The 25,545-nt window shown below is 48.6% G+C and carries 23 protein-coding genes; 12 read left to right on the forward strand and 11 right to left on the reverse strand.

The annotated features are described in order from the left end of the window. The first annotated feature begins 17 nt into the window (after nt 1-17). Nucleotides 18-458, forward strand: a complete 441-nt coding sequence (locus ABXS70_RS24105; protein WP_366291448.1) for a hypothetical protein — start codon at nt 18-20, stop codon at nt 456-458. A gap of 117 nt (nt 459-575) precedes the next feature. Here the strand turns inward: ABXS70_RS24105 and ABXS70_RS24110 are convergent, their stop codons facing one another. Continuing rightward, nucleotides 576-2,147, reverse strand: a complete 1,572-nt coding sequence (locus tag ABXS70_RS24110) for a DUF6359 domain-containing protein (RefSeq protein ID WP_366291451.1) — start codon at nt 2,145-2,147, stop codon at nt 576-578. A 376-nt stretch (nt 2,148-2,523) separates the two neighbouring features. On the opposite strand from ABXS70_RS24110, the gene ABXS70_RS24115 reads away from it, so the two are divergent. Both ABXS70_RS24115 and ABXS70_RS24120 read left to right on the forward strand, forming a co-directional pair. After that, on the forward strand, nt 2,524-2,679 hold the full coding sequence (locus ABXS70_RS24115; RefSeq protein WP_366291454.1) for a hypothetical protein: 156 nt from the start codon (nt 2,524-2,526) through the stop codon (nt 2,677-2,679). A 238-nt stretch (nt 2,680-2,917) separates the two neighbouring features. Continuing rightward, nucleotides 2,918-3,445 carry a GNAT family protein gene (locus ABXS70_RS24120; protein ID WP_366296758.1) on the forward strand — a complete coding sequence of 176 codons (528 nt, stop codon included), beginning with the start codon at nt 2,918-2,920 and terminating at the stop codon, nt 3,443-3,445. 998 nt (nt 3,446-4,443) lie between these two features. Here the strand turns inward: ABXS70_RS24120 and ABXS70_RS24125 are convergent. Beyond that, nucleotides 4,444-5,223 carry a Crp/Fnr family transcriptional regulator gene (locus tag ABXS70_RS24125; RefSeq protein ID WP_342553881.1) on the reverse strand — a complete coding sequence of 260 codons (780 nt, stop codon included), beginning with the start codon at nt 5,221-5,223 and terminating at the stop codon, nt 4,444-4,446. Between the two features lie 268 nt (nt 5,224-5,491). On the opposite strand from ABXS70_RS24125, the gene ABXS70_RS24130 reads away from it, so the two are divergent. The 4 genes from ABXS70_RS24130 to ABXS70_RS24145 all read left to right on the forward strand — a co-directional run bounded on the left by ABXS70_RS24130 (nt 5,492) and on the right by ABXS70_RS24145 (nt 8,925). Next, nucleotides 5,492-6,325: a hypothetical protein gene (locus ABXS70_RS24130; protein WP_366291457.1), complete on the forward strand. Its 834-nt coding sequence runs from the start codon at nt 5,492-5,494 to the stop codon at nt 6,323-6,325. 243 nt (nt 6,326-6,568) lie between these two features. Continuing rightward, nucleotides 6,569-6,994 carry a GAF domain-containing protein gene (locus ABXS70_RS24135; protein ID WP_366291460.1) on the forward strand — a complete coding sequence of 142 codons (426 nt, stop codon included), beginning with the start codon at nt 6,569-6,571 and terminating at the stop codon, nt 6,992-6,994. A 172-nt stretch (nt 6,995-7,166) separates the two neighbouring features. Further along, nucleotides 7,167-7,817, forward strand: a complete 651-nt coding sequence (locus tag ABXS70_RS24140) for a response regulator transcription factor (RefSeq protein ID WP_366291463.1) — start codon at nt 7,167-7,169, stop codon at nt 7,815-7,817. Further along, complete coding sequence (locus ABXS70_RS24145) at nt 7,810-8,925, forward strand: PAS domain-containing protein (RefSeq protein WP_366291466.1); 1,116 nt, start codon at nt 7,810-7,812, stop codon at nt 8,923-8,925. Before ABXS70_RS24140 ends, ABXS70_RS24145 begins: the two co-directional genes overlap by 8 nt. A gap of 125 nt (nt 8,926-9,050) precedes the next feature. Here ABXS70_RS24145 and ABXS70_RS24150 read toward each other — a convergent pair whose 3' ends face one another. Then, a complete protein-coding gene (locus ABXS70_RS24150; protein WP_366291469.1) occupies nt 9,051-9,779 on the reverse strand; it encodes a copper amine oxidase N-terminal domain-containing protein in 729 nt (242 codons plus the stop codon). A gap of 251 nt (nt 9,780-10,030) precedes the next feature. On the opposite strand from ABXS70_RS24150, the gene ABXS70_RS24155 reads away from it, so the two are divergent. The 3 genes from ABXS70_RS24155 to ABXS70_RS24165 are packed head-to-tail and all read left to right on the forward strand — an operon-like array spanning nt 10,031 to nt 11,672. Further along, the gene (locus tag ABXS70_RS24155; protein ID WP_342553875.1) at nt 10,031-10,525 is read left to right on the forward strand and encodes an Lrp/AsnC family transcriptional regulator; all 495 of its coding nucleotides are present in this window, start codon (nt 10,031-10,033) and stop codon (nt 10,523-10,525) included. Between the two features lie 12 nt (nt 10,526-10,537). Beyond that, nucleotides 10,538-11,125 (forward strand): chromate transporter, encoded by a 588-nt coding sequence (locus tag ABXS70_RS24160; RefSeq protein ID WP_342553874.1) that lies wholly within the window; start codon nt 10,538-10,540, stop codon nt 11,123-11,125. Nucleotide 11,126: 1 nt separating this feature from the next. After that, nucleotides 11,127-11,672 (forward strand): chromate transporter, encoded by a 546-nt coding sequence (locus ABXS70_RS24165; RefSeq protein WP_342553873.1) that lies wholly within the window; start codon nt 11,127-11,129, stop codon nt 11,670-11,672. A gap of 212 nt (nt 11,673-11,884) precedes the next feature. Here the strand turns inward: ABXS70_RS24165 and ABXS70_RS24170 are convergent, their stop codons facing one another. Then, the gene (locus ABXS70_RS24170) at nt 11,885-14,257 is read right to left on the reverse strand and encodes an Ig-like domain-containing protein (protein ID WP_366291474.1); all 2,373 of its coding nucleotides are present in this window, start codon (nt 14,255-14,257) and stop codon (nt 11,885-11,887) included. Nucleotides 14,258-14,505: 248 nt separating this feature from the next. On the opposite strand from ABXS70_RS24170, the gene ABXS70_RS24175 reads away from it, so the two are divergent. Further along, a complete protein-coding gene (locus tag ABXS70_RS24175) occupies nt 14,506-15,111 on the forward strand; it encodes a class I SAM-dependent methyltransferase (RefSeq protein ID WP_366291477.1) in 606 nt (201 codons plus the stop codon). Nucleotides 15,112-15,348: 237 nt separating this feature from the next. Here ABXS70_RS24175 and ABXS70_RS24180 read toward each other — a convergent pair whose 3' ends face one another. The 7 genes from ABXS70_RS24180 to ABXS70_RS24210 all read right to left on the reverse strand — a co-directional run bounded on the left by ABXS70_RS24180 (nt 15,349) and on the right by ABXS70_RS24210 (nt 23,195). After that, nucleotides 15,349-15,837: an NUDIX domain-containing protein gene (locus ABXS70_RS24180; protein ID WP_342553870.1), complete on the reverse strand. Its 489-nt coding sequence runs from the start codon at nt 15,835-15,837 to the stop codon at nt 15,349-15,351. A gap of 29 nt (nt 15,838-15,866) precedes the next feature. Beyond that, nucleotides 15,867-17,003: a glycosyl hydrolase gene (locus ABXS70_RS24185; RefSeq protein WP_366291480.1), complete on the reverse strand. Its 1,137-nt coding sequence runs from the start codon at nt 17,001-17,003 to the stop codon at nt 15,867-15,869. A 58-nt stretch (nt 17,004-17,061) separates the two neighbouring features. After that, the gene (locus tag ABXS70_RS24190) at nt 17,062-19,035 is read right to left on the reverse strand and encodes a glycosyl hydrolase (RefSeq protein ID WP_366291483.1); all 1,974 of its coding nucleotides are present in this window, start codon (nt 19,033-19,035) and stop codon (nt 17,062-17,064) included. Beyond that, nucleotides 19,028-21,337 (reverse strand): heparinase II/III family protein, encoded by a 2,310-nt coding sequence (locus tag ABXS70_RS24195; RefSeq protein WP_366291486.1) that lies wholly within the window; start codon nt 21,335-21,337, stop codon nt 19,028-19,030. Before ABXS70_RS24195 ends, ABXS70_RS24190 begins: the two co-directional genes overlap by 8 nt. A 59-nt stretch (nt 21,338-21,396) precedes the next feature. Next, nucleotides 21,397-22,053, reverse strand: a complete 657-nt coding sequence (locus ABXS70_RS24200; RefSeq protein WP_342553866.1) for an SGNH/GDSL hydrolase family protein — start codon at nt 22,051-22,053, stop codon at nt 21,397-21,399. 147 nt (nt 22,054-22,200) lie between these two features. Further along, nucleotides 22,201-22,530, reverse strand: coding sequence for an AzlD domain-containing protein (locus ABXS70_RS24205; protein ID WP_342553865.1), 330 nt, complete (start codon nt 22,528-22,530; stop codon nt 22,201-22,203). Beyond that, complete coding sequence (locus ABXS70_RS24210; protein WP_342556200.1) at nt 22,521-23,195, reverse strand: AzlC family ABC transporter permease; 675 nt, start codon at nt 23,193-23,195, stop codon at nt 22,521-22,523. The genes ABXS70_RS24205 and ABXS70_RS24210 overlap by 10 nt, the downstream gene beginning before the upstream one ends. A 235-nt stretch (nt 23,196-23,430) precedes the next feature. Here ABXS70_RS24210 and ABXS70_RS24215 point away from each other — a divergent pair, with 235 nt between their 5' ends. After that, complete coding sequence (locus ABXS70_RS24215) at nt 23,431-25,431, forward strand: methyl-accepting chemotaxis protein (RefSeq protein WP_342553864.1); 2,001 nt, start codon at nt 23,431-23,433, stop codon at nt 25,429-25,431. The last annotated feature ends 114 nt before the right edge of the window (nt 25,432-25,545 follow it).

Raw genomic sequence — 25,545 nt, forward strand, 5'->3', positions numbered from 1 at the left:
ATTAAGGGAGAGAAGTAATGAAGAAACGAAATTACTACCTTTTTGCGTCTATGATCATTCTTTTAGCTGTCGGATTATGGCTCTTTACAATGAATTCAACAAAGTCTCTTAAAGAGGCTGCATGGGACGATGTTAACTTTGACACGATCACCTCAATAGATATCGAAAAGGGTCATGACCAAAAAGTAACCATTACAGACAAAGATGAAATTCATAAAATAATGAGCAGTTTGTCAGCCCTTGAAGTGAAGAAAAATTCCAGGGTTTCCTTAGATTTCAATGAGGTGTATAGGCTCTTTGTTGATGTAAATCATGGCGCAAGACTTGGAATGCATTTATATGATAATAAGTATATCGATGTCTACGATTACGAAGCGTCTCCTAAAAAGAACTCATCTATGCATTATCAAATTTCAAGTCAGTTCGATCACAGAATAATTCAGGATTATGTAAAATGAAAAAACGCAAAGAAGCTGAATTGACATCACCAGCTTCTTTGCGACATTTATTTTCAGCTATTTTCAGCTGCTCCTTACTCTGAATTGATTAATATTCAGATTCCGATCCTGACCTCGTTATTGTGCCTTGCCGTACGAACCTGCTTTAAACGTCGTCGGATCATACCATTTGTATCCTGCAGCCGGGGCAGCCCAAGGTTCTACTTTCGGTTCGGTGGATGCAGACGGTGTCTCCATTGGCAGCAGGCTTGTTACGTTATCCAATGTCAGACCTGGCACTTGGGCCAGGCTGGTATAGCTTTCTTTCACCGCCAGCCATTTCACGGTATTCACGAGGAACGCGGCGTCGTCCACCTCTTTGAAGCCATCATATGTCTTCTTGGTGGCTCCGTTTTCTTCACGCAAATACTTCGGCGTTGCATCTTCAACCGGAGAAGAATCACCGATAAATGCGGCTTTCCCTGCGCCTACTTTGGCAATTGCAGCGTAAGCCCCTTCCGCTCGCCCGCCTCCATTGTACACGCCCTGATCGACGGCATTATTCCACTTGGACACGCCGTTTGGAACATACACTAATCCTTTGGCTTTGTTCGGGTCCATAATGGCAATGGTTGATCCCGCATGCATTGCCACAGCTTGTACACCTGTTGTAATGCCAAAAGACTGCGCTGGTGTTACGATATCCGTGGCATTCACATCACCTAATGCGTTATAGCGGAAACGAACACCAAAGTTGTTCCCCAGCCAGTCCGAACTGATTACCCCCTGCATGGCTGGCGATGCTGCTTCCGCGGAGGACATGCCTTTCGCTGGATTCAGGAAAGCTCCCCGGCGGTATCCATTGAACACCTCGGAGGAATCCCAGCGGTTTTTGTTCCGGTCTGCATTATAATGATCCGAGATAAAGAAGATACTTCCACCGTTCTGTACATACTGCAGGAGCGCGGCCTGCTCTGTCGCTTTGAATGGCACGTTGGCTTCGCCGATGACAAACACGTCATAGTCCTTCAATTTGTTATAGGTGTAAGCCTGTTCACCAAATGTATACGGGATGCTGCGTTCCAGCTGATCCACGGTAAAGCCTGCGTTTCGCAAACCGTTTGCAAAGTCTGAAAAAGCTCCATCAATAATCCAGTCGGCTGCACCTGCGGTCTGGGCATGCGTGTTATCAAACAGTACTTTTTTGCCTGTACCATCCGGCAGGGTCGTTCCCGGGTTCGGGTTCGGCTCTGGATTAGGGTTCGTGGTTCCTGACGAGAAGGTAATTGAGGTTGGATTTTTGACTCCGGCATAACTGTTATATGCGCCCAGCGTTCCAGTGACGATAATTTTTTTGCCTACCAGATCCGGATTTGAAGCCAGTCCGTATTGAGCACGAAACGAAGAAGAGATCTGCACATTGAGCAGTTTGTTGTTCGAGCGTTCCGATGCCGAATCCGCAATCAGCACATTGAAATCATTGGCATATGGAGAGGTGAACTTGGCCGTCAGTGACCCTGTCGCATGTCCCACAACATAACCTTCGACGGCTGCCGTGCCTCCGCTGCTCTGGGAAGCAATAGCCTGTGATACGGTAAGTGGTGCTGCGGCCTGAACCGGAGTCTGATATCCCGGAACCAGTAATGCTGCGGCCATCATCATAAAAACCAGGAATGCCCCAATCCACTGCTGCCTTAACGCCTTTTTCATATCCTCTTTCTCCTCCTCCGCATCGTTTGATGCCTGTGCATAATGTTTTCCCTCAGGTGGTTCGGTTCGTTTGTTTCTATCTTGATAACTTATGCTTGTCCCTATTTAATTTAATGCTTCATATGATGAATTCCTCTATGTTTATGTAAAATTTTTGAAAAAATTTCTCCGAGTGTTTATATCGTGATTTCGATACGAATAAGGCTTTTTATCAAAAAAGTTGAGTGATCTCAAGGTTAAGCATTGCATTTTACTCGAATACGAGGCATAATGTGATTATATATGATAATGATTATCATTCTTGAGCTTGTTATGGTGCAGTAGGACAATGACAACTATGCTTACGACTTTATAGATAAAGGGGAACGAACATCGAATGAACACAACTCTGCAAAAGGCTGACCTGCAGCTGGACGATTATTTGGATCTTCTGAACCTGGCGACCCATCTGGGTGATACGAGATGGCAAAAGGAAATTATCCGCAAACTGGCATATACTTATCCCAAAGCAGCTTGCAAACAACCACAATAGCTCACTGCCTAGACAAAAATATGTGAGCTGCGATTCATGGACTGAAAGAAATCTTATCCAATTCAAGAATTAACGATGACTGCCTGCGAAGAATTCATGCTTTTGAATTCGGTCGTGGGCTTTTTTGCATCTATATCTTGCGTTACAATAGGATGCAATCATGTGCGGATTCATTTTGAATGCAGAAACTTACAGCCGCACATATGGGAAACTAAATTGGAGCAGAGGAGCTTACATGATGCAGCTTGAAACCGAAAGATTACTTATCCGCGAGATTGTAGAAAGTGACTGGCAGCACATACATACGTACACCTCCCTGCCCGAAATAACGGAGCACACCGCATGGGGACCGAACACGGAGGAGGATACCCGGGCTTATGTGCAGGATGTAATCCGTATGCAGCAGACGGAGCCGAGAGAAGGGTATGAGCTGGCGATTGTTTTGAAAAAAGAAGGCATTCTCATCGGTGGCGCTGGGCTCCACCTTGTGGATCAGACCAACGCCGAGATCGGCTATGTCCTGCATCCCGCGTACCAGGGGCATGGATATGTTACGGAAGCATGCCGTGTACTGCTTCACTTTGGATTCAGGGAACTTGGCATTCACCGCATTTTTGCCAAATGCCGCCCTGAAAATCCTGCCTCCGAGCGAGTCATGGAGCGCATCGAGATGCAGCGTGAAGGTTTACTGCGGGAGCATTGGTTCTATAAAGGGTCATATCATGACTCCGTGCTCTATTCCATACTGGATCGGGAGTTAGAATAAACTAAACAGACATTTATCTGCGCAGCGGTAATATACATTTATGAGGCAGCGCTGGATCAGGGGATTCTAGCGTTTGGAGATGTACCTTGTGAGTGCTGCCTTGGGGCTGCAGCGTGTGGGATGCAGCTTGAGTGCTGATAGGTTGTAAGTAATATGTTTTGAGAGGTAACGATGTGCTGTCCTAGTAAATACCTGCTGTGTCTTTGAGGTGCTGCGGATGCTCCTAACAGTGAGTCAACAGCGTATAAACAGCAATGAAATTTCTAACGATCTCCAGAAACCTTATTTGGGTAATTTACTGCAATTTGTAATTCTAACGATTCCCAGTAACGCTATTTCATTAAAAACTCGCTAAATACCCACACTTTTCACTGGAATTGAAAAAATAACGTCTCTCCAGATCGTTACATTTTCAAAAGGACCGAAACACCTCAAATAAGCTCCTCTCGAATCGTTAGCCGCAGTCGGGGTAATAAAATCATTCTTCGCGCCTAGTTAGTGGTTGGTTGGTTGGTTGGTTGGTTGGTTGGTTGGTTTTAGTTTCGATTATTATTGGGTACCTTTTTAGTTATCACTTTGTTATCACTTAGTAAAAAGACGAAGCAGCATAGGCTGCTTCGTCTTTTATTTCCGTCCCGATCTCGTTTCTCCCCACCGTACATCATCTCTATTTATTTGTTACCGTCACTTGCTGTCTATCATTTGTTAAACGTTACTTGTTACTATTTCCCAGTTTCGTTATCCAACCATGTTAACCTTGTTTGTTCTCCGTCCACGTTAATAAGTCTCTTTTTTATCTTCTCCGCTCAACCGATCTTCCGGTTTTCTCTCTAAATTGCTCCCTATATCCAGAACGCCCTGCATCCTTCAGCACTTTTGCCATCTCCCGTTACGACCCCAATCGCCAGTGGAGATGACACAACTTTCCGTATGTTGTGTGCATGGTATGCTGCGTTAATACTTAAATCTCCTGCTGTTTCAATCTATTGCTGCATCTTCTACAAACGGCACAGTTCCTTCGGACAGCTCGGGAACGAAGGGCATCCACACATACAGCGCAGCGCAGCCATATCCCGGATCATTAACTTACCGTCCATCATGTCCAAGGTACCCTGCTCTTTCCACGCGCCAAGCATACGTGTAACACTCTCCCGCGTTGCTCCGATCATCTCCGCAAGTTCAGTGTGATTCAGCTTCATCTCCAGCACGATACCGTCTGGAATAATCTTTCCATACGTGTTGCTGGCACGAATCAATGTCGAAGCAAGTGCACCTGCTTTGCCGTACAGCAGCAGGTCGCGGAATCTCGACTGGGTAATCCGCTGTGCGAGCGCCATCCATTGCAGAAATTTCAGCGCCAGGTCTCCGTTTTTGCTCAGCACACTTTCGAGATCCGTCAGCGAGATGATGGCCAGTTCCCCTTTTTCCGCCATCTCTGCACTGTAACTGTGATTTAGTCCGCCAATACCGCCAAATTCACCGATCAAATCACCACTTTGCTGAATCGACAGAATAATCTCTTTGCCATCCTCCGTCGATTTGGTCAGCTTCACCCGTCCCGAACGAATGTAGTACAGATATCCGGCTTCATCACCTTCCAAAAAGAGACTGTATCCCGACTTCACTTTCTTAGGCTGCATTTTCTCTTCAATCAGATTCCACTGCTCCGCTGTAACAAAAGACAGAATCCCACCTGTTTTCTGTGTCATTTTGCCCGCCTCCGTCTGTGTCCGCTCTGCTTTTTGGGTGATTCTTTCCACAAATACTGTACCCATCATTTTCGTCCCCCTCGGTGATTCCTTATGATTCCATCATATCGTGAAACAGACCGAAAGGTTATCGGGGGATTACCTGATCTTTGGCGGGAAACTCCCCCAATTCGCTGTGAGAAAAGTCACATATCATCAACAAAGACCCAGGTTAACGATGTATTCAACCTTGAATTGTCAATCTTTTACGTTAGTGCTAGCATACAGTTAAACGCTGGTACGTCTTCAAGCTTGTGAATCTGTAATCTTATGCATCTCCAGAATAGGAGGAATACATATGTTATCGCTTGATAATGATCTTTGGGCAGAACTATCGGGTCCCTATGGCTCGGCCATAAATGTACCCGGTTTGCTGCAGCAATTAGAGCAGGCATTCAGCCAAGAGGTTTTTGACACATTGTTTCAGGAATATCTGTTTCATCAGAACTCAATCTATACGGCTGCCTATGCCGTGATGCCATTTTTAGCAAAGCTGGCAGGTGAAACATCTGATGCTGCCGTGCGCAAAGAGCTGTTTATCCACTGCGGTATTATTGAAGCAAGCCGCAATGAAGAGCATCAGGTACCTTATCCGCCATCCTGGATTGAACTGGCCGAAGCCGTAGGCAGTACCCTCTGTACGCAGATGTACGGTGATTATGTGAATGCCATTAATCTATTCAGATCACTGACAGAAGAAGTGCTGCATGATGCTGCTGAGTCATCCACAGATGACACCGAGAAGCGTTACATCCTCATTGCCGATGCTGCATTACGCGAATCCTACATTGTCGCTAATATGCTGATGACATTTACTGAAGGCGATGAATACGTAGCCGTATGCCCGGCCTGCGAAAATGAAGTGTACATATGGCCTGACGAAGATCATACCGTGCCCCTCCGTGCCTATGAAGATGATCCTGTCTTTCATACCGATCAGGAAGCTGTAGTTATTCAGCCCGCTTCTTCATTGGCAGATGAGGCCGCACAAGCTTTAGCAGAACGGGCCGGGAGGATCGGAGAGCAGAAACTTACAGCACATCTCCCTTATCTGGCAGGGAAAACCGTATGCCCGGCTTGCCGTGAGAATTTATCTGTATGGCCTGCGTTACTGGGTACATTTACAATATAAATGAAGCAGCATCTTCTCTAATTGGCAGGAAAACTATGCTTCTCAGAGGTATTCGGTGCCCAGGTTCAGCATTTTACAGAATGCAAATAGGGGTTTTCCCTGAATTACAAGACTCATCAAAAAGTCTACAATAGAACTAACATCGTAATATCCTGATTGTAAATCGCTTTTCTATCCAACGAGCCTTGATTCAAGGTTACCCATATGTAATCCATATATGATCCGAAAAAGGAAGTGTCCCTCATGCATGATGAAGTCTCATCTGCCGTTCAGGAGATGATGAGCGGCCTGTGTCAGAGCACCACCGGCGATTTTTGCGGAATGGCCTGTGTGTCTGGATCGATGCTGCGCTGGAAATATACCTCCGGGGCAACCAATGAACGTGTGAAACGGATGGCTATGCGCCCTGGACAAGATCTGGTAGGCACAGCGCTGAGAACGGGACGCACAGTCATGCTGGATGAGCAATCCCGTGGAGAATATACGCCGGATCGCTGCCCGCTTATGCTTGCTGAACGGTTGGTATGTGCGATAGCCGTGCCCATGTTCAAGGAAGGCAGGCTGCCAAGCGGTGTACTGCTTGTAGGAAGCAGAACTCCCTGCACGTTTTCCCCCGAGATGGTTGTCCAAACGGAACAAACTGCCCGGCAGTTGGAGCAGTATGCATGAGCGAGTACATGTGCAGGGCCTGAACTGCACCTCACCGGGATTACAGCTTCGCCACACATATTAACGATTTGTTTACATCTCATAAGGAGACTTTTCGGAGATTACCCTCTGAAAAGTCTCTTTTTTTGGTATGATAGAGGTAGATGAAGGAAGCGGACAGGGGGAAATGATTGTGATTCGACTGTTAGTCGTAGATGACCATGTAGTTGTACGTTCCGGGTTGATCGCCCTGCTTGAGGGTAAGAACGATATACATATTGTTGGAGATGCAGCCGATGGCGACGAAGCCATTGCCAAAGCACAGGAGCTGAAACCGGATGTGGTTCTGATGGATTTCAGTATGCCTCCGGGCAAGGACGGATTAACCGCTACTGCCGAATTGAAGAAATTAATGCCAAATATATCGATTTTAATACTAACGATGCATGATGATGAGGAATACCTGTTCCGCGCAATCCACGCCGGGGCTTCAGGGTACATTCTCAAGAGTGCGCCCCATGAAGAATTACTCGCTGCCATTCGTTCTGTAGCCGATGGAAGTGCCTACCTCTATCCAAGTGCAACCAAGCGATTAATGAGTGAGTATCTGGACAAAGCCAAACAGGAAAATGCCGGGCCGTATGACACCCTATCGGATCGGGAGAAAGAGATTCTGTCCTGGATCGCCAAAGGATATGCGAATAAGGAAATTGCCGAGCATCTAGTCATCAGCGTCAAAACGGTGGAATCCCACAAAAGTAATCTGATGGAGAAGCTTGGCCTGCGCACCAGACCGGAACTGGTGAAGTTCGCGATGAAAAAGGGGTTGTTAAACTTTGAGTAAACCGCGCAAAAACAGACTCAGCGGATTAGCCGACCAGCCTGTTCAGCTGCTGCTGAAGGAGATTGACGAGCATATCTCAGACAATGAGTTCCGAAGCAAACTGAAGGGATCACTGCATCAGCTCAGCGACCTGAAATTTGCACTCGATGAATCCTCGATTGTAGCGCTGACGAATCGTCTAGGCAAAATCCAATACGTAAACGATAAATTCTGTGAGATCTCGCAGTATACTCGCGAAGAGCTGATTGGTCAGGACCACCGGATTATCAACTCGGGGTATCACGGTAAAGCCTTTATGAAGACGCTATGGAACACGATTTCTGCTGGCAAGGTGTGGAATGGCGAGATTCGGAATCGCGCCAAAGACGGCAGTTATTACTGGGTGAACACCACGATCGTGCCTTTTCTGGACAATGACGGTGAGCCTTATCAGTATTTGGCCGTGCGCAGCGAGGTGACCAAACTCAAACAAGTTGAAGGCGAGCTGCAGCAGATGATGTCACAAGTGATGAACATTCAGGAAGAGGAACGGCGCCGCATCTCCCGTGAACTCCATGACGGAATCGGACAAAGCCTCTTCTCTCTCGTTATCCAGATGGACCGCCTGCTGGCAGATCAAGCAAATCCGGGTGTGGAAGCGTTACGGAAACAGGTCACCACTATTATGGAGGATGTACGGGGTTTGGCCTGGGAGCTTCGGCCGTCTGTCCTGGACGATCTCGGCGTAGTTCCTGCGATTCGTACCTATATCGAGAACTATACTCGTCACTACGGCATCGAGGTTGTTCTGGAATGCAGCCTGCGCAAGCGGCTCGATATAAACAAGGAGATTGCCATCTATCGTATCATCCAGGAAGCTTTAACGAATGTCGCCAAATATGCTGACACTGCAGAGGCCCGTGTAACGGTTGAAGACAGTGAAGATCTCACGCTCGTTGTTATTGAAGATCAAGGCACCGGATTTAATGAGGACTCAGCGGGCCATGGTGTTGGGTTGTTCAGTATGGAGGAACGTGCACGCGGAGCAGGCGGGACGTTACGCATTACGTCTGAACCCGGTGAAGGCACAACGGTAACCCTTTTACTTCCTAAAACAGAGCGTGCATAGGGCTTACAAAACTTGGGCTTCTTTATGCAAATCTGCAGCTGTAAGCGCAAGCGTTACGGGCTCAGCTTATAGACATAAGGCGATGGGTTGACCATCGCCTCTGTTTCTTTACATCTTCTTTACATCTATAAAGGATGCATCTCGTTTGACTCTTCTAACGTGAATCCAGGGAAAACACGCTGCACACGTACTGGAACAGTCTTCACAACTTCCCGTTTAGTAACTACATACTCCATCTTTCCTCCAGTTGAAATGGTTTTTCCATCATCAACCGCTGGAGTAAATAGAACAGTTAGATCCCAATATTCTACTCTCAATTCATCTCCTCCTGCCTGAATGCCTACTCTAACTAAATACTCAGGCCTCTGACCATTTATATTTTTTTTAATTGTCTTCATATCCAAAATCTTGGTGGATAACATCGTTGGCCCCATAGAGAAGTGCTCTTGCTTCAATCGATCTACATCCATATTGAACGTCGATTTCTTTAAAAGATCTTCAATCCCCGTATCCATCCCAGCCAAGAAAACTTGGATTGTATTATTTATACGGGCTAACTCAAAAGGCCCGATGTCTTTCATGTTTTCATCCCACACATTTTCGTAAGGGATACCTGTGGTATGAATTGAAACCGTTTGGGTTTTATCGTTCCACGAGACCGATGCACCCAGCGCTTTCGACACAAAACTAATTGGAACCATGACACGGTTATTAACCATTTTTGGAGCTGCATCCGTTTGCAACTGGGTTCCGTTCACATTCAATTTGATCATTCCGGCTGCATATGCTGAACCCAGCACACCTGACATTACCGCAACCGTAGTTAAGACGGATAATAAAATCTTTTTCCTCATATGATTTTCCCTCCTCCTATTCAACAATAAAAACACGTAACATTTAGAAAAGTTACACCGTTATTTTTATTTTTGTGTGGCGATTAATTACAGACTTCGCTTCCCGCATATATATGTGACAAAATGAAGGGAATCTATCGACTATTTTTAACATATTTAATAAAATCAGTTGACTACAGTTACGTTTCGTCATTAAACTATGAATGCTGCAGTGATACTGCATACAGGAAAACGAAAAGGATGGTTCCAACATGTCACAGAGGCGTTCCTCCAAAGGCGGAGAAATTCCGCAAATGTATAACCTGGACGAGATGGATCGCAAAATTATTGCCGCCCTCCATCAGAACAGCCGGATATCCTATACAGACCTCGGCACACAGATCGGATTATCACGCGTAGCCGTTCAAGCTCGCATTAATGCATTATCGGAAAAAGGAATTATCGAACGCTTTACCGTTGTCATTAATCCTGGCAAGGTTGGGCTGCAGGTCTCTGCCTTTTTTAATGTCGATGTGGAACCACGCTTCCTGGACGAAGTGGCGGAGAGGCTGGATGAAGAGCCAGCTGTGACCAGCCTCTACCACATGACAGGCCCAAGCACCCTGCATATGCATGGTATTTTTGCAGATATGGAAGAGATGGAGCAGTTTTTGCTGGAGAAGCTCTACCAGATGCCCGGCATCGTCAAGGTGGAATCTCAGATGCTGTTGAAACGATATAAAAGCCGTATGGGCATGAGACTCTAGGAGGATATCAGCATGAGTTGGAAAGATTACAACGGTCTCGTGATCGGCATGGTACGAACCGGAATTCTCGGATACGGCGGCGGTCCCTCGGTTATTCCGCTCATCCGTTATGAGGCCGTCACTCGTTACAAATGGGTTAGCGATGATGAATTCGGCGAGATTCTGGCCATTGCCAACGCCCTGCCGGGGCCTATTGCAACCAAGATGGCTGCTTATCTCGGGTATAAAACGAAAGGTGTACTGGGCGCTATTGTGTCCGTACTCGCTCATATTTTGCCGACCAGCATAGCGATTATTGCTCTGCTCGGTTCAATGTACGCCCTGCGCGAATCCAAGATTGTCGCAGGGATGGTTGCTGCCGTACGGCCTGTCATTTTTGTAATGCTCGGCATGATGGCCTATGAATTTGCGATGAAAGCCTGGAAAGGGCTGGGTAAGTGGTTTGCCATATTATTCGGTTTGATTGCGTTTGCCGCACTGCAGCTGCTGAATATTCATCCCGGAATAGTCATTACGATTTTTCTTGCCTATGGCTTCTTCCATTTTGGTCTGGTGCAGCGTTTAAAATCCAAAGGCAGCTCCGACAAGGAGGTGTCCTAGGATGCTTCAGACATGGTGGGAATTATTTTGGGGATTTTTTGTGGCGAACATCCTCGGATATGGCGGCGGTCCCGCCTCCATTCCATTAATGCAGGAAGAGATTGTGAATCACTACCACTGGATGACAACCGAACAGTTCGGTGACGTGCTGGCCATCGGTAATGCGCTCCCGGGCCCGATTGCCACGAAAATCGCTGCCTTTGTCGGATATCATGTCGCAGGCTGGTTTGGTGCTGTAATCGCCAGCTTTGCAACGATTGTACCGTCAGCGGCCGCACTTATCTTGTTAATTCGTTTGTTAAACAAACACCGGACTTCACCTAAAGTCAGAGGCATGACCCTGCTAGTACAGCCGGTTATTGCAGTGCTCATGATTCTGCTCACATGGGAATTCGGCCAAGTATCTACGGACTCCATCGGGATCTGGCAGACGCTGATTATCGCAGGAATCTCGCTCTGGGTCATGACGAAGACGAAGCTGCATCCGGCTATTCTGATCATTATCGCTTTTGCTTACGGGGCATTGGTGCTGTCGCATACGATGTGATAATACTTTTCTCTTATCCCGTAATGGTCAAATACATCAAAAAGGATCTGAACAATGGTTCAGATCCTTTTTGCATCATGCTGTTAAACTAATCATCAGCATGAACCCTGCTGCCAATCTACCAGCCGTGAGCATAAGCCCATAAGCCATCCAGCTGTCGGCCTTTTCAACCATGTCATACGTGACTGTACATCTCGTCCACCATGAACTTATTACTTGGCTTCAACCACTACGGTGATCTTCGTTTTTACTCCTGCATAGGAGACCGTAATCGTTGCTTTACCTTTACCAGTTGCTTGAATCACACCATCTTTTACAGTAGCTGTTGCGATCCGAGAGGATGTCCAGAGAGCGGGCTTGGATACATCGGCCTCGCTTCCATCCATATATGTTGCGGTAGCTTTAACCGCTGCCTTGTCTCCCGTTTTCATGGTCAATGTAACTTTGTCTGTCTGCAAATACTTCAGGGTATCTACATCCAGTGCAATCGTAACGCTTTTACTGCCATACTTTGCTGTGATTTTGGCTTTTCCTGAGTTCAAAGCTTTCACTTTGCCTTTATTCACTTGAGCCACTTTGTAACTGCTTGTTTTCCATTCTGCTTTGTCCGTAATATCCCGTTCGCTGCCATCACTCAAAGTCGCCGTTACTTTCAGATCAAAGGAATCACCCGATTTCAGGGAAATGGCCGGCTCGGATGCTTCGATCCGGGAGATGACATCGACTTCAACCTGAATCGTAATTTTTTGGGAACCATATTCGGCTGTGATATTCGCTTTACCACTGCTGTTTCCTGTAATTACGCCTTTTTTCACATCCGCTACGCGGGCATTACTGGATTTCCAGGTGGCATCTGCTGTAACGTCTTTCGTGTTACCATCACTATCCGTACCTGTAAGGATAACGGTTTGGGTTTCTTTGGCCGAAAGCACGACAAAGTTGACATCCGCCTCAAGACCGCTCGCCATACCAACCTCAACCAAGAGAGTCAACGTTTTACCTTCAATTTTGGCCGTAATCGTTGCTTTTCCTGTCGCTACCCCTGTAATAACCCCTTTGCTGTCTACCTCAGCGATTTTCTCACTGCTGCTGCTCCAGTCTGCATTTTCAGAAACGTCCTTAGAAGTTTCGCCATACATTGCAAGCACTTTGGCAGTAGTCGTTCCGCCTACAGCGACGGCTGCTTTCTTCTTGTCCATCTCATATTTATCAGCAACATCTACGCTTACTGTGAATTTCACTGTTTTGCCGCCGTATGCTGCGGTAATGGTAGCTGTACCTGATTTATAAGCGATCAATTCACCGCCGCTGGATACAAATACAACATCTGCGTTGCTGGAAGCCCACGTCGCTTTGGACGTCACATCTTCTGTGCTCGCATCAATGTATTCTGCATTTACAGTCAATTTTTTCGTTCTGTTTTCCCCAGTAACACTCATGGCAAGCTTGTCGTTCACATCTTTGATATCCAGATATCTCGCTGTATCTACATCCACAGCAATTTCCACCATTTTGTCGTTATAGACGGCCTTGATTGTGGCTGATCCCGTGCTCACTGCTGTAATTTGACCTTTGAACACGGTTGCCACCTTCTCATTGCTGGACGTCCATACTGCCTGATCGGTTACGTTCACATCACTGCTGTTTGGATAGGAAGCCGTAACCACAACATTAGTCGTTTTAGTTCCGCTCAAGCGGAAGAAAACATTCTGTTTGTCTGCACTCAGCTTGCTGGTCAGATCCACATCCACGTCTACCGATACCGACTTGGTACCGTATTTCCCTGTGATTTTGGCAGACCCTCCGGAGTAACCTGTAATTTTACCCTTCAGCACATCTGCAACCTTCTCATTGCTGGATGTCCATTCCGCCAGATTGGTAACATCCTTCGTAGTCCCATCCGGATAAGTGGCCGTCAATACCACACTCTCACTTTTATTGAGAAGCAGGTTCACCTGCTTTTTGTCCACATCTACACGTTTGACCACTTCAACATTGACTTCTACCGTCACGCTCTGACTGCCCAGCTTCGCTGTAATCAATGCTGTTCCTGCGCTCTGACCGGTAACTTTCCCGTTTACTACAGTAGCAACCTTCTCATCACTGGTCGTCCATGCTGCTGTGGTGGAGGCTGCTGCATTGGTGGTGTTGTCACTATAAGTGGCAGTCAGCTCAATGTCTTTGGTCTCCCCCATACGCAGATCAAGGCTCTGGACATCTTTCGAAAGAGCTTTGACCTTCTTCGTTACTTTAACTTGAACGTCCTGAATCAGTCCCTTGTACGATGCCGTAAGGGTTGCTGTACCTTCTTCCTTCGCTGTAATCGAACCGTTATATGCAGTTGCTATCGAAGGATTATTGCTGCTCCAGGTTGTGCTGATTGTCACGTTAGCCGAGGTATTATCCGAATATACCCCCGTCACAGTCACTGCTCCGGATTCGCCGACTTCGAGCGACATTTCATTTTTGGAAACTACAATTTTGGACAGTTCCTTCTCTGCCGCAGCGGCCAAGCCTACGTTGGAAATACTCAGCATCACTACCAGCATCATCACCATGTACTTGGTCAATCTTGGCTTTAACATTATTTCCCTCCGATTATTATCATTTTATGCCTACTACTTAATGTCGGCAGAGACTTTCCAGATGTTTAGTCTTTCAGGAAATTTTCAGGTAATTATATGGAAAATCATTCCGCATCGTCATCTAACGGAGCTTATATGTGGGTGGAAACCTGTGCAGGCATCAGGTTCATTCATAACACAGCCTGCGGTGCATAATCTGAATAGAAGCGGGGTGCGAATCCCATTTTTCAGAATTGGGGGAAATTCGAGTGGATCAGCCATTTGATTATATTGAATACTGGGAACAGACCTATCGTTCAGGGGAGACTTCGGGCAGAGGTTCGTATGGCGTATTGGCTGAGTTCAAAGCGGAGATTGTTAATGGACTAATACAGCGAGAGAATATTCATCGGATCATTGAATTTGGCTGCGGGGATGGCAACCAGCTGAAATATATGAGTTATGACCAATATCTTGGCATGGATGTAGCGGCCTCCTCTATTAAACACTGCGCGTCGCTGTATGCTGATGATCCTTCCAAAAGCTTCATGCTGTATACACCTGGTCTATGGATTAATCGCGGATTTCTCCAAGCCGACCTGACGGTGTGCCTGGATGTGCTGTATCACATTACGGATGAGACAGACTTCCGCGCTACCCTCAGCGACGTTCTCCACGCTTCAACCAAGTGGGTTGTTATCTACACAAGGCTGAGAGAGGAAGGCAGCTCCGGCGTGCAGACGATACAGGATCGGAACCTGTTTCATTACCTGTTTGATTATCCCGAGTTCAAGGTACACGAGATTATTCGTCAGCGATATCCGGAGCAATCCTCCGCCGATTTCGTGATCCTGAAACGTTCGCCTGCAAAATGAACTGTCTGCGAACGATTAGCGAATTGCTAAACATACTGCTGCGGAACACACGGATAAACACAGAACATACAGGAATACAGGAAAGACAGCGAAGACAACAAAATAGAACCGCCCTGTAAGGGCGGCCTCTTATCATTCCCGTTCGATATGCAGGACTCTCCCCAGCAGCATAACCGCTCTTGGCATAAAATAGGATACTGCGTGCAGGGAGCCAGCTGCACACGATGCCGCGGAGATCTAGATATGCCTATGGAGTTTGACATCCAGCTCTGTCGATGCTGCCGTGACGTACTCCAGATAATTGACAGAGCCATTAAAGTTCAAATAAGCTTCATAACGCTTCCGAATCCCGGGTAGAGTGATCCAATCCAGCACTTGATCCTTAGGCACCCACCTGCACTCGCTCGTTTCTTCAGAAACCGTTAATTCTCCTCCTGCAGCTCTGCATACGAAGTCAAACATGACTTTTGTAGGGACATCCGTCTCACCGTCGTACCACTTATGAATGGCTGTATTCGATACAATACTGATTAAATGACTCACCGTCACGATGATGCCGCTCTCCTCCTGGATTTCACGGATCACACCATCAATCAGGTTCTCCCCAACTTCTGTAATCCCGCCCGGGTACACCCATCCATCATCATGAGCTTTAACTAAGAGAATATTCCCCTTCCCATCTTCTACAATGCCGCCTGCAGATACGATATGTGTTGGAAAAGACATGCCGGCACCTCCTGATAAAATCGTCTCTGTTAAAATAAACCTTCACTTCCGCGCAGCTTCGCCAGCGCCTCCATATAGAAGTAATCGCCGTATATAATCGGCACATTAATTCCCCGCCCTTCGGGGTAGTGCACCGTTCCCTTCATGATCAGCCCTTCCTCCGCTGCCGATTTACCGGCGCTGAAGTGCTCATACAAGCCGCGGACGATACGCTCTCCCGCGGCAGCATAGATTTGCCCGCGCGGCGACAGCTTCGCGAGCTCTAACAGGCCGCTCGCAGCAATTGCTGCAGCGGACGAGTCCCACGCCGCCCGGTGCTCCGTAGGCGCGCGGAAATCCCACACCGGCACGATGTCTTCGCCAAGCATGGCGAGGAAGAAATCGGCCGCCCGCTCCGCTGTCTCCAGATATCGGGCTTCGCCCGTATACCGGAAAGACAGCGCAAACCCGTGCAGCGCCCAGGCGGTACCCCGCGCCCAGGCGGACCCGGGAGCATGGCCTTGGCCCCCATGCTCCCGCAGCTTCTGCCCCGTGTATGGATCAAATTCCACCACGTGGCAGATGGACCCGTCTGCGCGGACGAACTCGCGCGCCACGGTGTCCGCATGCGCTTCCGCCAGCCAACGGAAGCGGGGATCGCCGCTCTGCTCGGATGCCCAGTAGAGCAGCGGCAGGTTCATCATGCTGTCAATGATGGCGACGCCGCGCGTATCCATCGTTGACGAGCTGAAGTTCCATGCGCGGATGAACTCACCGCGCACGTGAAAGCGGGCAGCGAGCAGGTTCGCGGCAAGCATGCCGCGGCGGCGCCCTTCCTCGCTGCCCATCTGGCGATAGCTGGCTATGCCGCTAAGCAGCCAGATGAAGCCCAGATCGTGATCCACCGAATCCGGATCACGCAGGCAGTCTTCGAGCTGCCGCTCACAGCTGTCAGCGATGCGACGCAGCTCCGCTGCCGCTTCGCTCTCTGGGGCATCTCTGTGCACCAGCCATAACAGGCCGGGCCAAAAACCGGCCGTCCACCATTCGGGATCATTGCTGTCGTACATCCCCTGCACCGAAGTATGAGGAAAGGTATCCTTGATTCGTTTCGCATTCTGAATCGTCCTGCTCGCCCCTTGCTGCCATGCTTTTTCCACCCATGATGCCGATACGGATGTATTCATTTCCTGTCCCTCCCGCTTCTGAGTGATGTAATCCTTCTTTGCTGGGTCTTTTTTCTTCTTACATACGTCCCAATTGAATAGTAAATGTCAGCTGCTGTGCACCGTGGACTTCTATTCTTGCTTTTTTCAGCAGACCATTGCGGGAGGATGTCTCCTGCTGATCCAGCCGGATTACCGCCCCTGCATCATGCGCCGTAGATTCAACGTATGCTCCGCGGTATTCCGTACGCACACCCTGTCCGGTTTGCGTAATTACGGCCTGTTCCTGACCATCGCTGTACATGAGGGGAATCAAAGCCCCCGCCGCCTCAATCTCACCTTCGAAAACATAGGTTACCGTCAGCTGATCTGCCCGCTGCACATATCGGGAACATACAGAACGTATTCCAGGTAAAGGCCCCATCCAAGTCATATCAAATGCATTCTCCACAGTGTCCCCCGCAGCACGATCACCAGCCTTCGCATCAGCCGCCGGCACGGTATCACCTGTTTTGTTCGCTGCCCTAACCTTATTCGTCGGAGCAGCTGATTCAAATACAACCGAACCGCCGCCGCTGGCTGGATCAATCCCTGCATCGCGGTCATATACACTGCCGGGCGGGATACCTTCCGCAAGACTGTGCCATATCCCGTCTGCTGTCTTCCAGGCGGGGCAGTAACTCAAGGGCTGCACGATCCCCTCTGCAAATTCGGTAAACCCGGCCTGTACATGACTGGCTGCAGACGGACCAATCAACCCCGGGAGTTCTGCCTGCTGTATTCGTACCAGTCCCGGAATCGTATATGGATCATTCAATGCGGTGTGCAGGACCAGCTGCTGGCCTGGCACGGAAGCCAGCACGGTTTCAAACCATCCATCCGCCTGCAGTACCCTGCTCCCAATCTCGGAAGGAAGACTGTACTGGATGATATCTTCGCCCGGATCACGAAGACAGGCATGAGCCAGTGCGGCTGCCGTCCACAGATTGTAGCAGGTATGATTGGTGTAAATTTCATATCCGTGGCGTTTCTCCGGTGCATATTCATTGCGCACGATTTTCAAACGCCCGTCAGGCATCAGCCAGCGCTCCACTGCTTCAAAACAACGGTCCGCCGCTCTTGCAAATGCTCCGGCAAGCACCGAATCCCCTGCCTGCATTGCCAGTGAAGCATGCAGTGAGCATACGTATGCCGCGGCAGCTTCATTCCATTGATGCTGAGAGCTTCGACCACGCGGCGGTATTTCTCCAAGGGGAGACAGCATCAGCAGCGTGCTGAATGCACCGCTGCGCAGCTTCTCGCGCAATGCGTCGGCGACTGCCCCTTCATATCCTGCATCAAGCATTACTCCAAGGTGATAGCGGGTAGCAATGTCATAGGAAAACGGACAATTAGGGCGGTCCAGTGGACCATCCTGATACAAACCAAGCGCGGTAAACCGCGGCAGATGATAAGCTTCCAGATAACGATCCATCCATGCTGTATCTTCACTCGCCAGCTGTTCACCCCACCTCAGATACTCACCTGAGATCATAATGGCGTTCCAGTTAATCATGCGATTTGGGTTATTCATTCGGGTCATTGTAAATACATAATCCTGCTCAGGATGAATGGTTTTGAGTGCCTCAGCCCAGATCGCTGCCTGCTCAGGCAGATGAGGCTTCAGCAGCATATACGCCCGCATCATCAGCACAGGGTAAAAATCAGGATGATTGTCCGGTGCACTTCCTTTCACCACAGCATCAATGCTCTGTGACAGAGCATTCGATGCGGAATCCAGCAGTTCCATGTGCCCTGCATCCACCAACACAGCTGCCGCCATCGCATAAGCTGGTGTGGAATAGTAGCGTTCTGTACCGGAGTATGGATCGATAATGGCCCCGTCACCATGCTGATGCTTTTTGTAAGCGCAAACAATTTGTTTGACAAGTGTCAGCTTGCGCTCTATATTCCAGCCATCCGCAGGTACGGGACCCGCCTGCACTGCCGCAGTGCGATATCGATCAAGCTCATTTCTCCATGGATACGTCGCTGCAGCTGTATAACTATTCACGGGGACTCACCTCGGTTTCTCCTATACGCGGTTCAACAATAAAATCGACTTGGCACACGATCTCCAGCGGGACAGAATTACCTGCTCCATCCGTCTCGACACCTGCAGGGTACACAGCATCTCCATGATTCCTGCTTTCCTTTTTCCCAAGAAGTTTAAAATGATCTGGAGTTTCCGTGTTCTCAAGTTTCAGAGATTTCAGGGGTTCTGATAATTCTAACTTCTCTGTTCCCCTTCCATTCTCGTACTTCGTTACGGTCTTTTCCGTTCCCTTCCATATAAGTGATGTACGATAAAAGGTGACAGGCATCTCATCGTGATCCACGGCATGCACAGACTCCACCTGCGCCTCCCACTGGACTGCATCATATGTCATGTACATGTTGGCGCGTGAAGCCCGCCATTGAACAAGTCCCTCCTCTTTCACAACCGGACATATCCGGCTGATCCAGCGCTCAACAACTGGTGAAGGGACAGCATACCGCTCATCCGCCGAGAACTTCACAGCATCAGCACCTGGGTTCATATCCCATTGAAACCTGTCTGTGATTCGTAATGCTGCGACGTCCACATCCGCATTGATGATCCCGTTCATGCCGATGAATCCGAATTCGTGAATCCCGGCGTCATTCGTTTCAGCCCTCCAACATAGATGACGTGTATATCGCTGCAGGGATACAGCCTCAGGGTATGCACGTGTCAGGTCCAGAATGGCCTGCATTTCACTTCCGTCTTCTGCAAGTCTGAACTCCAGCACTTTGGCTTCGGCCTCTCTGCCAGGGCTCTGCTCACACCCTTCAATCAGCGGCACGTTATGCCCGGAGGACGAAATATGAAACAGCTGCTCACGTCCGGGAGCAAAATAGGCCTGGGTGTACAATCCTGCTCCGGGGTCACACAGTATATTTTCGCCGCCGCAGTGGATAATCACTTGTCCCAGATCAAGATGGTTATGAGGCTCATCGTTATGACCGCCTTTGAATGAACAAGCCGCTTGAACCCATTTACTGCCCGAACGCGGATGGTCTGTCTCCTCACGTTCATCCAGCCTTTGGAGAGCACTCTTGGCAACCATCCAACCGAGCTGATGAAAAATACCCCCCCTACTCGCCTGCACAGCTGCTTCGCCCCGCCCATGTCCAACCACTGCCGGATCGCTCCACATCACGTTCCGCAGCAGATGGGCCCACCTGCGGCAGGGATCGTCTGTCAGCCGGGGAACTCGCAGCGGCAGCTCCATCTGCAGCCCGAACCGGGCGGCTAAGCGGGACAGCAGCCCTGATGGGATCTCTTCCTGCTCTGCACTGTCCGAGTAATTGACATATGTACCTTCCGACAGATGAATACGCAGCGGGAAGGCCGCTATTGCCGCCGCTTTGGAGTCCGTCAGCAGATTCAACGCTCCCTCGCTGTAATCCAATAACATCTCGGCATAATAGATGAAGTAACCGAATCCATATACCCAGTACCCGATGCCTTCAGCACAGCCGCCGTCCTCGCCATAACCGCTCAGAAACGCCTCCATACAGTGGATTGTCTGCCGAGTGGACTCGCGCAGAACAGCTTCATCTTTCACCAGCAGCAGGGCAGCCATGCCGCAGCATCCTCCGCAGACTGCGGACCAGTTATGATCTGCAGTCTGCCAGTGATATGCCCGCTGTTCCCGATATAACGGGGTAAAAATACGCCGCTCTGCCTCCATCCCAATTCGTTCGACAATCAGAGGGTCCAGATGCTGACCGTGAAGGGTGGCAATCTCAGCGAGCATATGGACTGTCTCTGCGGCGAAGAGATCAATATGAGCTTCTACCTGTTCCGCTTCTCCTGTTCCCAGATGGGCCGGGAGACACCACGTATATTCATCACATACAGCCCACAGCATCTCTTCAAGCACGTGAAGTACATCGGGGCTGTTGTCATCAAGAGCGAGCAGGGAAACTGCTGCTAATCTCCCACGTCGGTCGAAGTACACGCGCTCGTAGGATTTGCGGTTCCCAGTTTTGCTGAATTGTCGAAACAGGTTGAATGTTAGAGGCGGCATTGGTTCACTTACTGCCTGTTCTCCATAAGCATTCAGGTCCGCAAGCAGCTCTCTCCATTCCGGCCTGTGAAGCTTCTCCCGAAGTCGGTCAACCTTGAATACCTTGTTTTCTTGATTGTGGTACTGGTTGTTAATATGCAGCTGATGAATAAGCCGTTCATCCGGCCATTGAATTACCCGAGCATCGTCTTCAACACTGCTTGTATACAGATTCGTATGCTCATTTCCCATTTCGTGATTAGAGCCTTGCACAGGATTCACCACGTTCCCTTATGAAATGAATGATACAAGTTCAACAAAATGTGAACTCTCTGCTTTTTTTACTCAATAACAAGTGGAGATTGCTGTACAACAGACAGCCACTGACGTGCAATTAACTCATGGCCTGCGGCAGTTGGATGAACGCCATCCCATAACCAATACGAAGCATCCGCCTTCTGCAAAGCCGCATTGAACGTTTGCTGCAGCGGTACCCATACTGCCCCGAACTGCTCAGCCATGTCACGAACCTGTTCCTGATAATCTGTCATAAGCTTTTCCCATTCATCCCATTTATCCAGCGTCGCTCCGGTCTTCAGAATAAACGGTTCCATCAGCACCAGCCCGGTCTCCGGCACGACTTCTCGTGTCTCCTCCAGCAGGTGACGATATGCCCTCGCAAAACGATCCGTATACCCTTTAGCCTCACCATTCATGGAACGCCAGGCATCGTTAACTCCGATCAGGATACTGATCAGATCCGGCTGCAGACTCAACGTGTCTTCGTTCCAGCGTGCATACAGATCGGAAGCCCGATCCCCGCTGATCCCCCGGTTATAGAACTTTTTTTGTCTATCTGCCAGTTCCATGCCAAGTCTGCTTGAGATCAAATATGCATACCCGTGACCGAGAACATGATTCAGATCGTCATTGCGTGACCTTCCTCCGTCTGTAATGGAATCTCCTTGAAACAAGATCGTAGATGGACTTGGTTTCATCTTGAACATCATTCCCTTCTATCAGAATATACGATGAAATACCGCTTACTCTGTCTCTAGATTGGACTGCTGCATACTGCTGTTTCCATCTTATCCCTTTCTGCATCATTAGAAAATAGCACCTGCAAAGAAGCTGCATCTCTCTACCTATCCCATAAGGTAACGTAATATCATCATCGATACAATACCAACCAGCACCGTACCGAGCAGACTGCGTGTCCAGATAGCAACAACAGCTGTAGGCAGCGCGGCCCACAAGGCAGCATTCTCTGTAATGGGTACGAGGCGACTGCCTGACATAAACAATTCCTGACCAATGAGTGAGGCCATAACAGCAACCGGCACATATTCAAGCCAGCGCATCAGCCACACCGGAATCTGTATTTTACTGAAGAGCATAAGCGGCAGCACCCGCGGGATAAACGTGAGCAGCGCCGAGCCCATAATAATCCAGAATACATCCCATCTTACTTCCATCGTTCCATAAACACTCCCATCGTTGCTGCGACCACTGCTGCTATGATAATGCTTAGACTGCCGAGTGAAGCCATGCTTGCTAAGATGACACAAATGACCGCAATGATTGCCACATTGATATGTATTTTTTTGTTTTTGCGATGTACCAGTTGAAGTACGATCAGACCGATAAACATGGCTGGTAAAGCATAATCAAGACCAAAACGATCGGGGTCCGTTATCCAGCGTCCAAAGTAGGCCCCTGCCATGTTAGCGGCAAACCAGTTCAAGTATGCGGTAATATTCAGACCGTGCATCCAGCGTTCACTGAGTGTTTTTCTGCCTATGGCACGGGTCATTGCCACGCCGAATGACTCGTCTGTAAGCAGGGAGCCAATCCACATATTTTTAAGCGGTGTCAGATGCCTGAAATAAGGGGATACCGCTGCACTCAGCAGCAGATGGCGCAGATTCACAAAAAATATAGTGAAGATGATCGCTAATGCCGATCCATTGGAAGCCAGCATACCTGCTGCTATGAACTGCGCTGAACCTGCATACAAAACAAGACTCAGCAGCGCTGTTTCGGCAAAACTCAGACCTGCCGTCATCTCGATAACCCCTGCCGCAAAGCCAATACTTAAATATCCGAGCAGTGTAGGTACACAATCACGGACTCCCTGCATAAATGAGGCATCGTCCCGAATCTCTTCATTTTTTTCGTGTCCGGGTAATCTTATTGCATTTTGATTCAAATCGGGTGCAGCTCCTCTCTAATTTTAAACAATGCCAGCCGATATATATCGATACATACCATTCTGAATCAGAAACTTATTCCGAGTGCAGAATCGGTTCGCATTAACTTAGAAATATACCACATTTTATGTCAGTTCGGGAGAGCTGACAGGGGGAGATTGGATCATGGAGAAAATAAAGCAGCCAAAGGGGAAACGAACACTGCAGATGAGAGAGAAGCTGATACTGTCATTTGCTATCGTGCTGCTGATCCCGACGATCAGTTTAGGCATTATTTCATTCCAGACAGCAGCTGCCAAGGTCGAAGAGAAAATGTTTGAGAATGCTAACAGCAGTGTGAGCGTGCTGAATCAGACCATCGACCAGATCATCGGGGCTTCGCGTAAAAATGTCGATTTCCTGGCAAGCCAACTCGACGCTGGCAATGTCGGTCCTGTTCAAGGGGACGAAACGAAAACCATTCGTACCTTACTTGATGCATATAAGGACACCCACAGTGATGTGGAATTGGCTTCTGTCGGAACAGACAAAGGCATCTATATTAATTCCCCCATTACCGCTGTGAACAAGCCAGGGTATGATCCCCGTGAACGCCCTTGGTTTAAAGCTGCTTCCGAGAACAAAGACGTACCTACGGTAATTACACCTTATATCTCAAGCAATACGGGTAATGTCGTTGCTTCAGTCGCTCAGACAACCGGTGACGGTCATGGTGTCGTTTCGGTCAGCCTGTCCCTTGAGGCTCTTTCCCAGACGGTAAATTCCACGAAAATCGGGCAAAGAGGATATATCTATATTATTGATAATGCGAACAAAATCATCGTACATCCAACCGAGAAACCAGGTACTGAAGGCACGATGGAACCCTACAAACAAATTTTTGACCAAAAGAATGGTGATCTGCAGTATACGTTGAACGGAAAAAACGAGCATGCCTTCTTCGTTACCAATGAAACGACAGGCTGGACAGTCGTCGGTGTTATCGATAACGACGAAGTTACGCAAACCGTTCGTCCTATCCTGTACACTACTTTGATCGTGATCGCAGTTGCCATCGTCATCAGTTCCATCATTATTTACTGGATTGTACAAGCCATTACGAGACCGCTTAATCGACTTGTCAAAGCCTCCAACGAAATCAGCGATGGAAACCTGACGATTGAAGTTGCCGTGAACGGGCAGGATGAATTCGGTAAACTCAGCAACAGTTTTAATAAAATGAGTCAATCTCTGCGTACGGTTATTCAGGATGTGCGTCATACCGCTGACGAACTCACCTCCTCTTCCGCACAGCTTGCCATTAACTCATCAGAGACAACCAAAGCTACGGAGCAGGTAGCTCTCATTACGGAGCAGTCTGCAGCCGGAATTGAAAAACAGGCCAGCAGCCTGAAGCATACTGCACAGCAGATGAATGAACTTGCTGGAGGGGTTGGACAAGTAACCAACAGCACACAGCAAGTATCCGAAGCGGCTATGCAGGCCAGTGAACTTGCACAACAGGGGAATTCGACTATCAAAACGGCTGTATCCGAAATGAGTTCCATCCAGCATTTTGTACAGGGCATCGCAGAGACCGCTGCACGTCTTGATCAGCATTCCAGCTCGATCGGTGAGATGGTTTCTGTCATTACAGATATTGCAGCCCAAACCAATCTGCTTGCGCTTAATGCTTCTATAGAAGCAGCCCGTGCAGGTGAGCATGGACGCGGCTTCTCCGTCGTTGCAAGCGAAGTCCGCAAACTGGCGGAGCAATCCAGCGAGTCTGGTCAGAAGATCGTCGAGATGGTTGCATCCATCCAGAACGAAATCTCGAAGGCCAATGAGAATGTACGTCTGGGGCAAAAAGACGTGGATAACGGCATCCGGGCTGTGCAGTTTGCCGATGATGCGTTTGTGCAAATCAGCGAAGCTGTTGGCACGGTTAATCAGCAGCTTGAGAACATCGCAGCTGCTTCAGAGCAGATGTCTGCCAGCACTGCCGAAGTGGTGCAGTCAATTGACCAAATTCATACGATCTCGGAAACTAATGCAGACGGCACCGAGAATATCTCTGCGGCTACAGAAGAACAGGTAGCCTCGATGCAGGAAATCTCCTCCTCTGCTGACTCCCTTGCTCATTTGGCTCACAAGCTGCAGAAGCTGGTCGAACAATTTAAGCTGTAGCCGATACAAAGTACCAAATTACTCGCCTGAATCGGACGATTCACGCGGGTGCACCACAATGAAAAGTCCCTTTGCCAACTCTTTGGCAAAGGGACTTTTCATTTGGTTCGGTTT

It is taken from the genome of Paenibacillus sp. AN1007, assembly GCF_040702995.1.
Taxonomy (GTDB): Bacteria; Bacillota; Bacilli; order Paenibacillales; family Paenibacillaceae; genus Paenibacillus.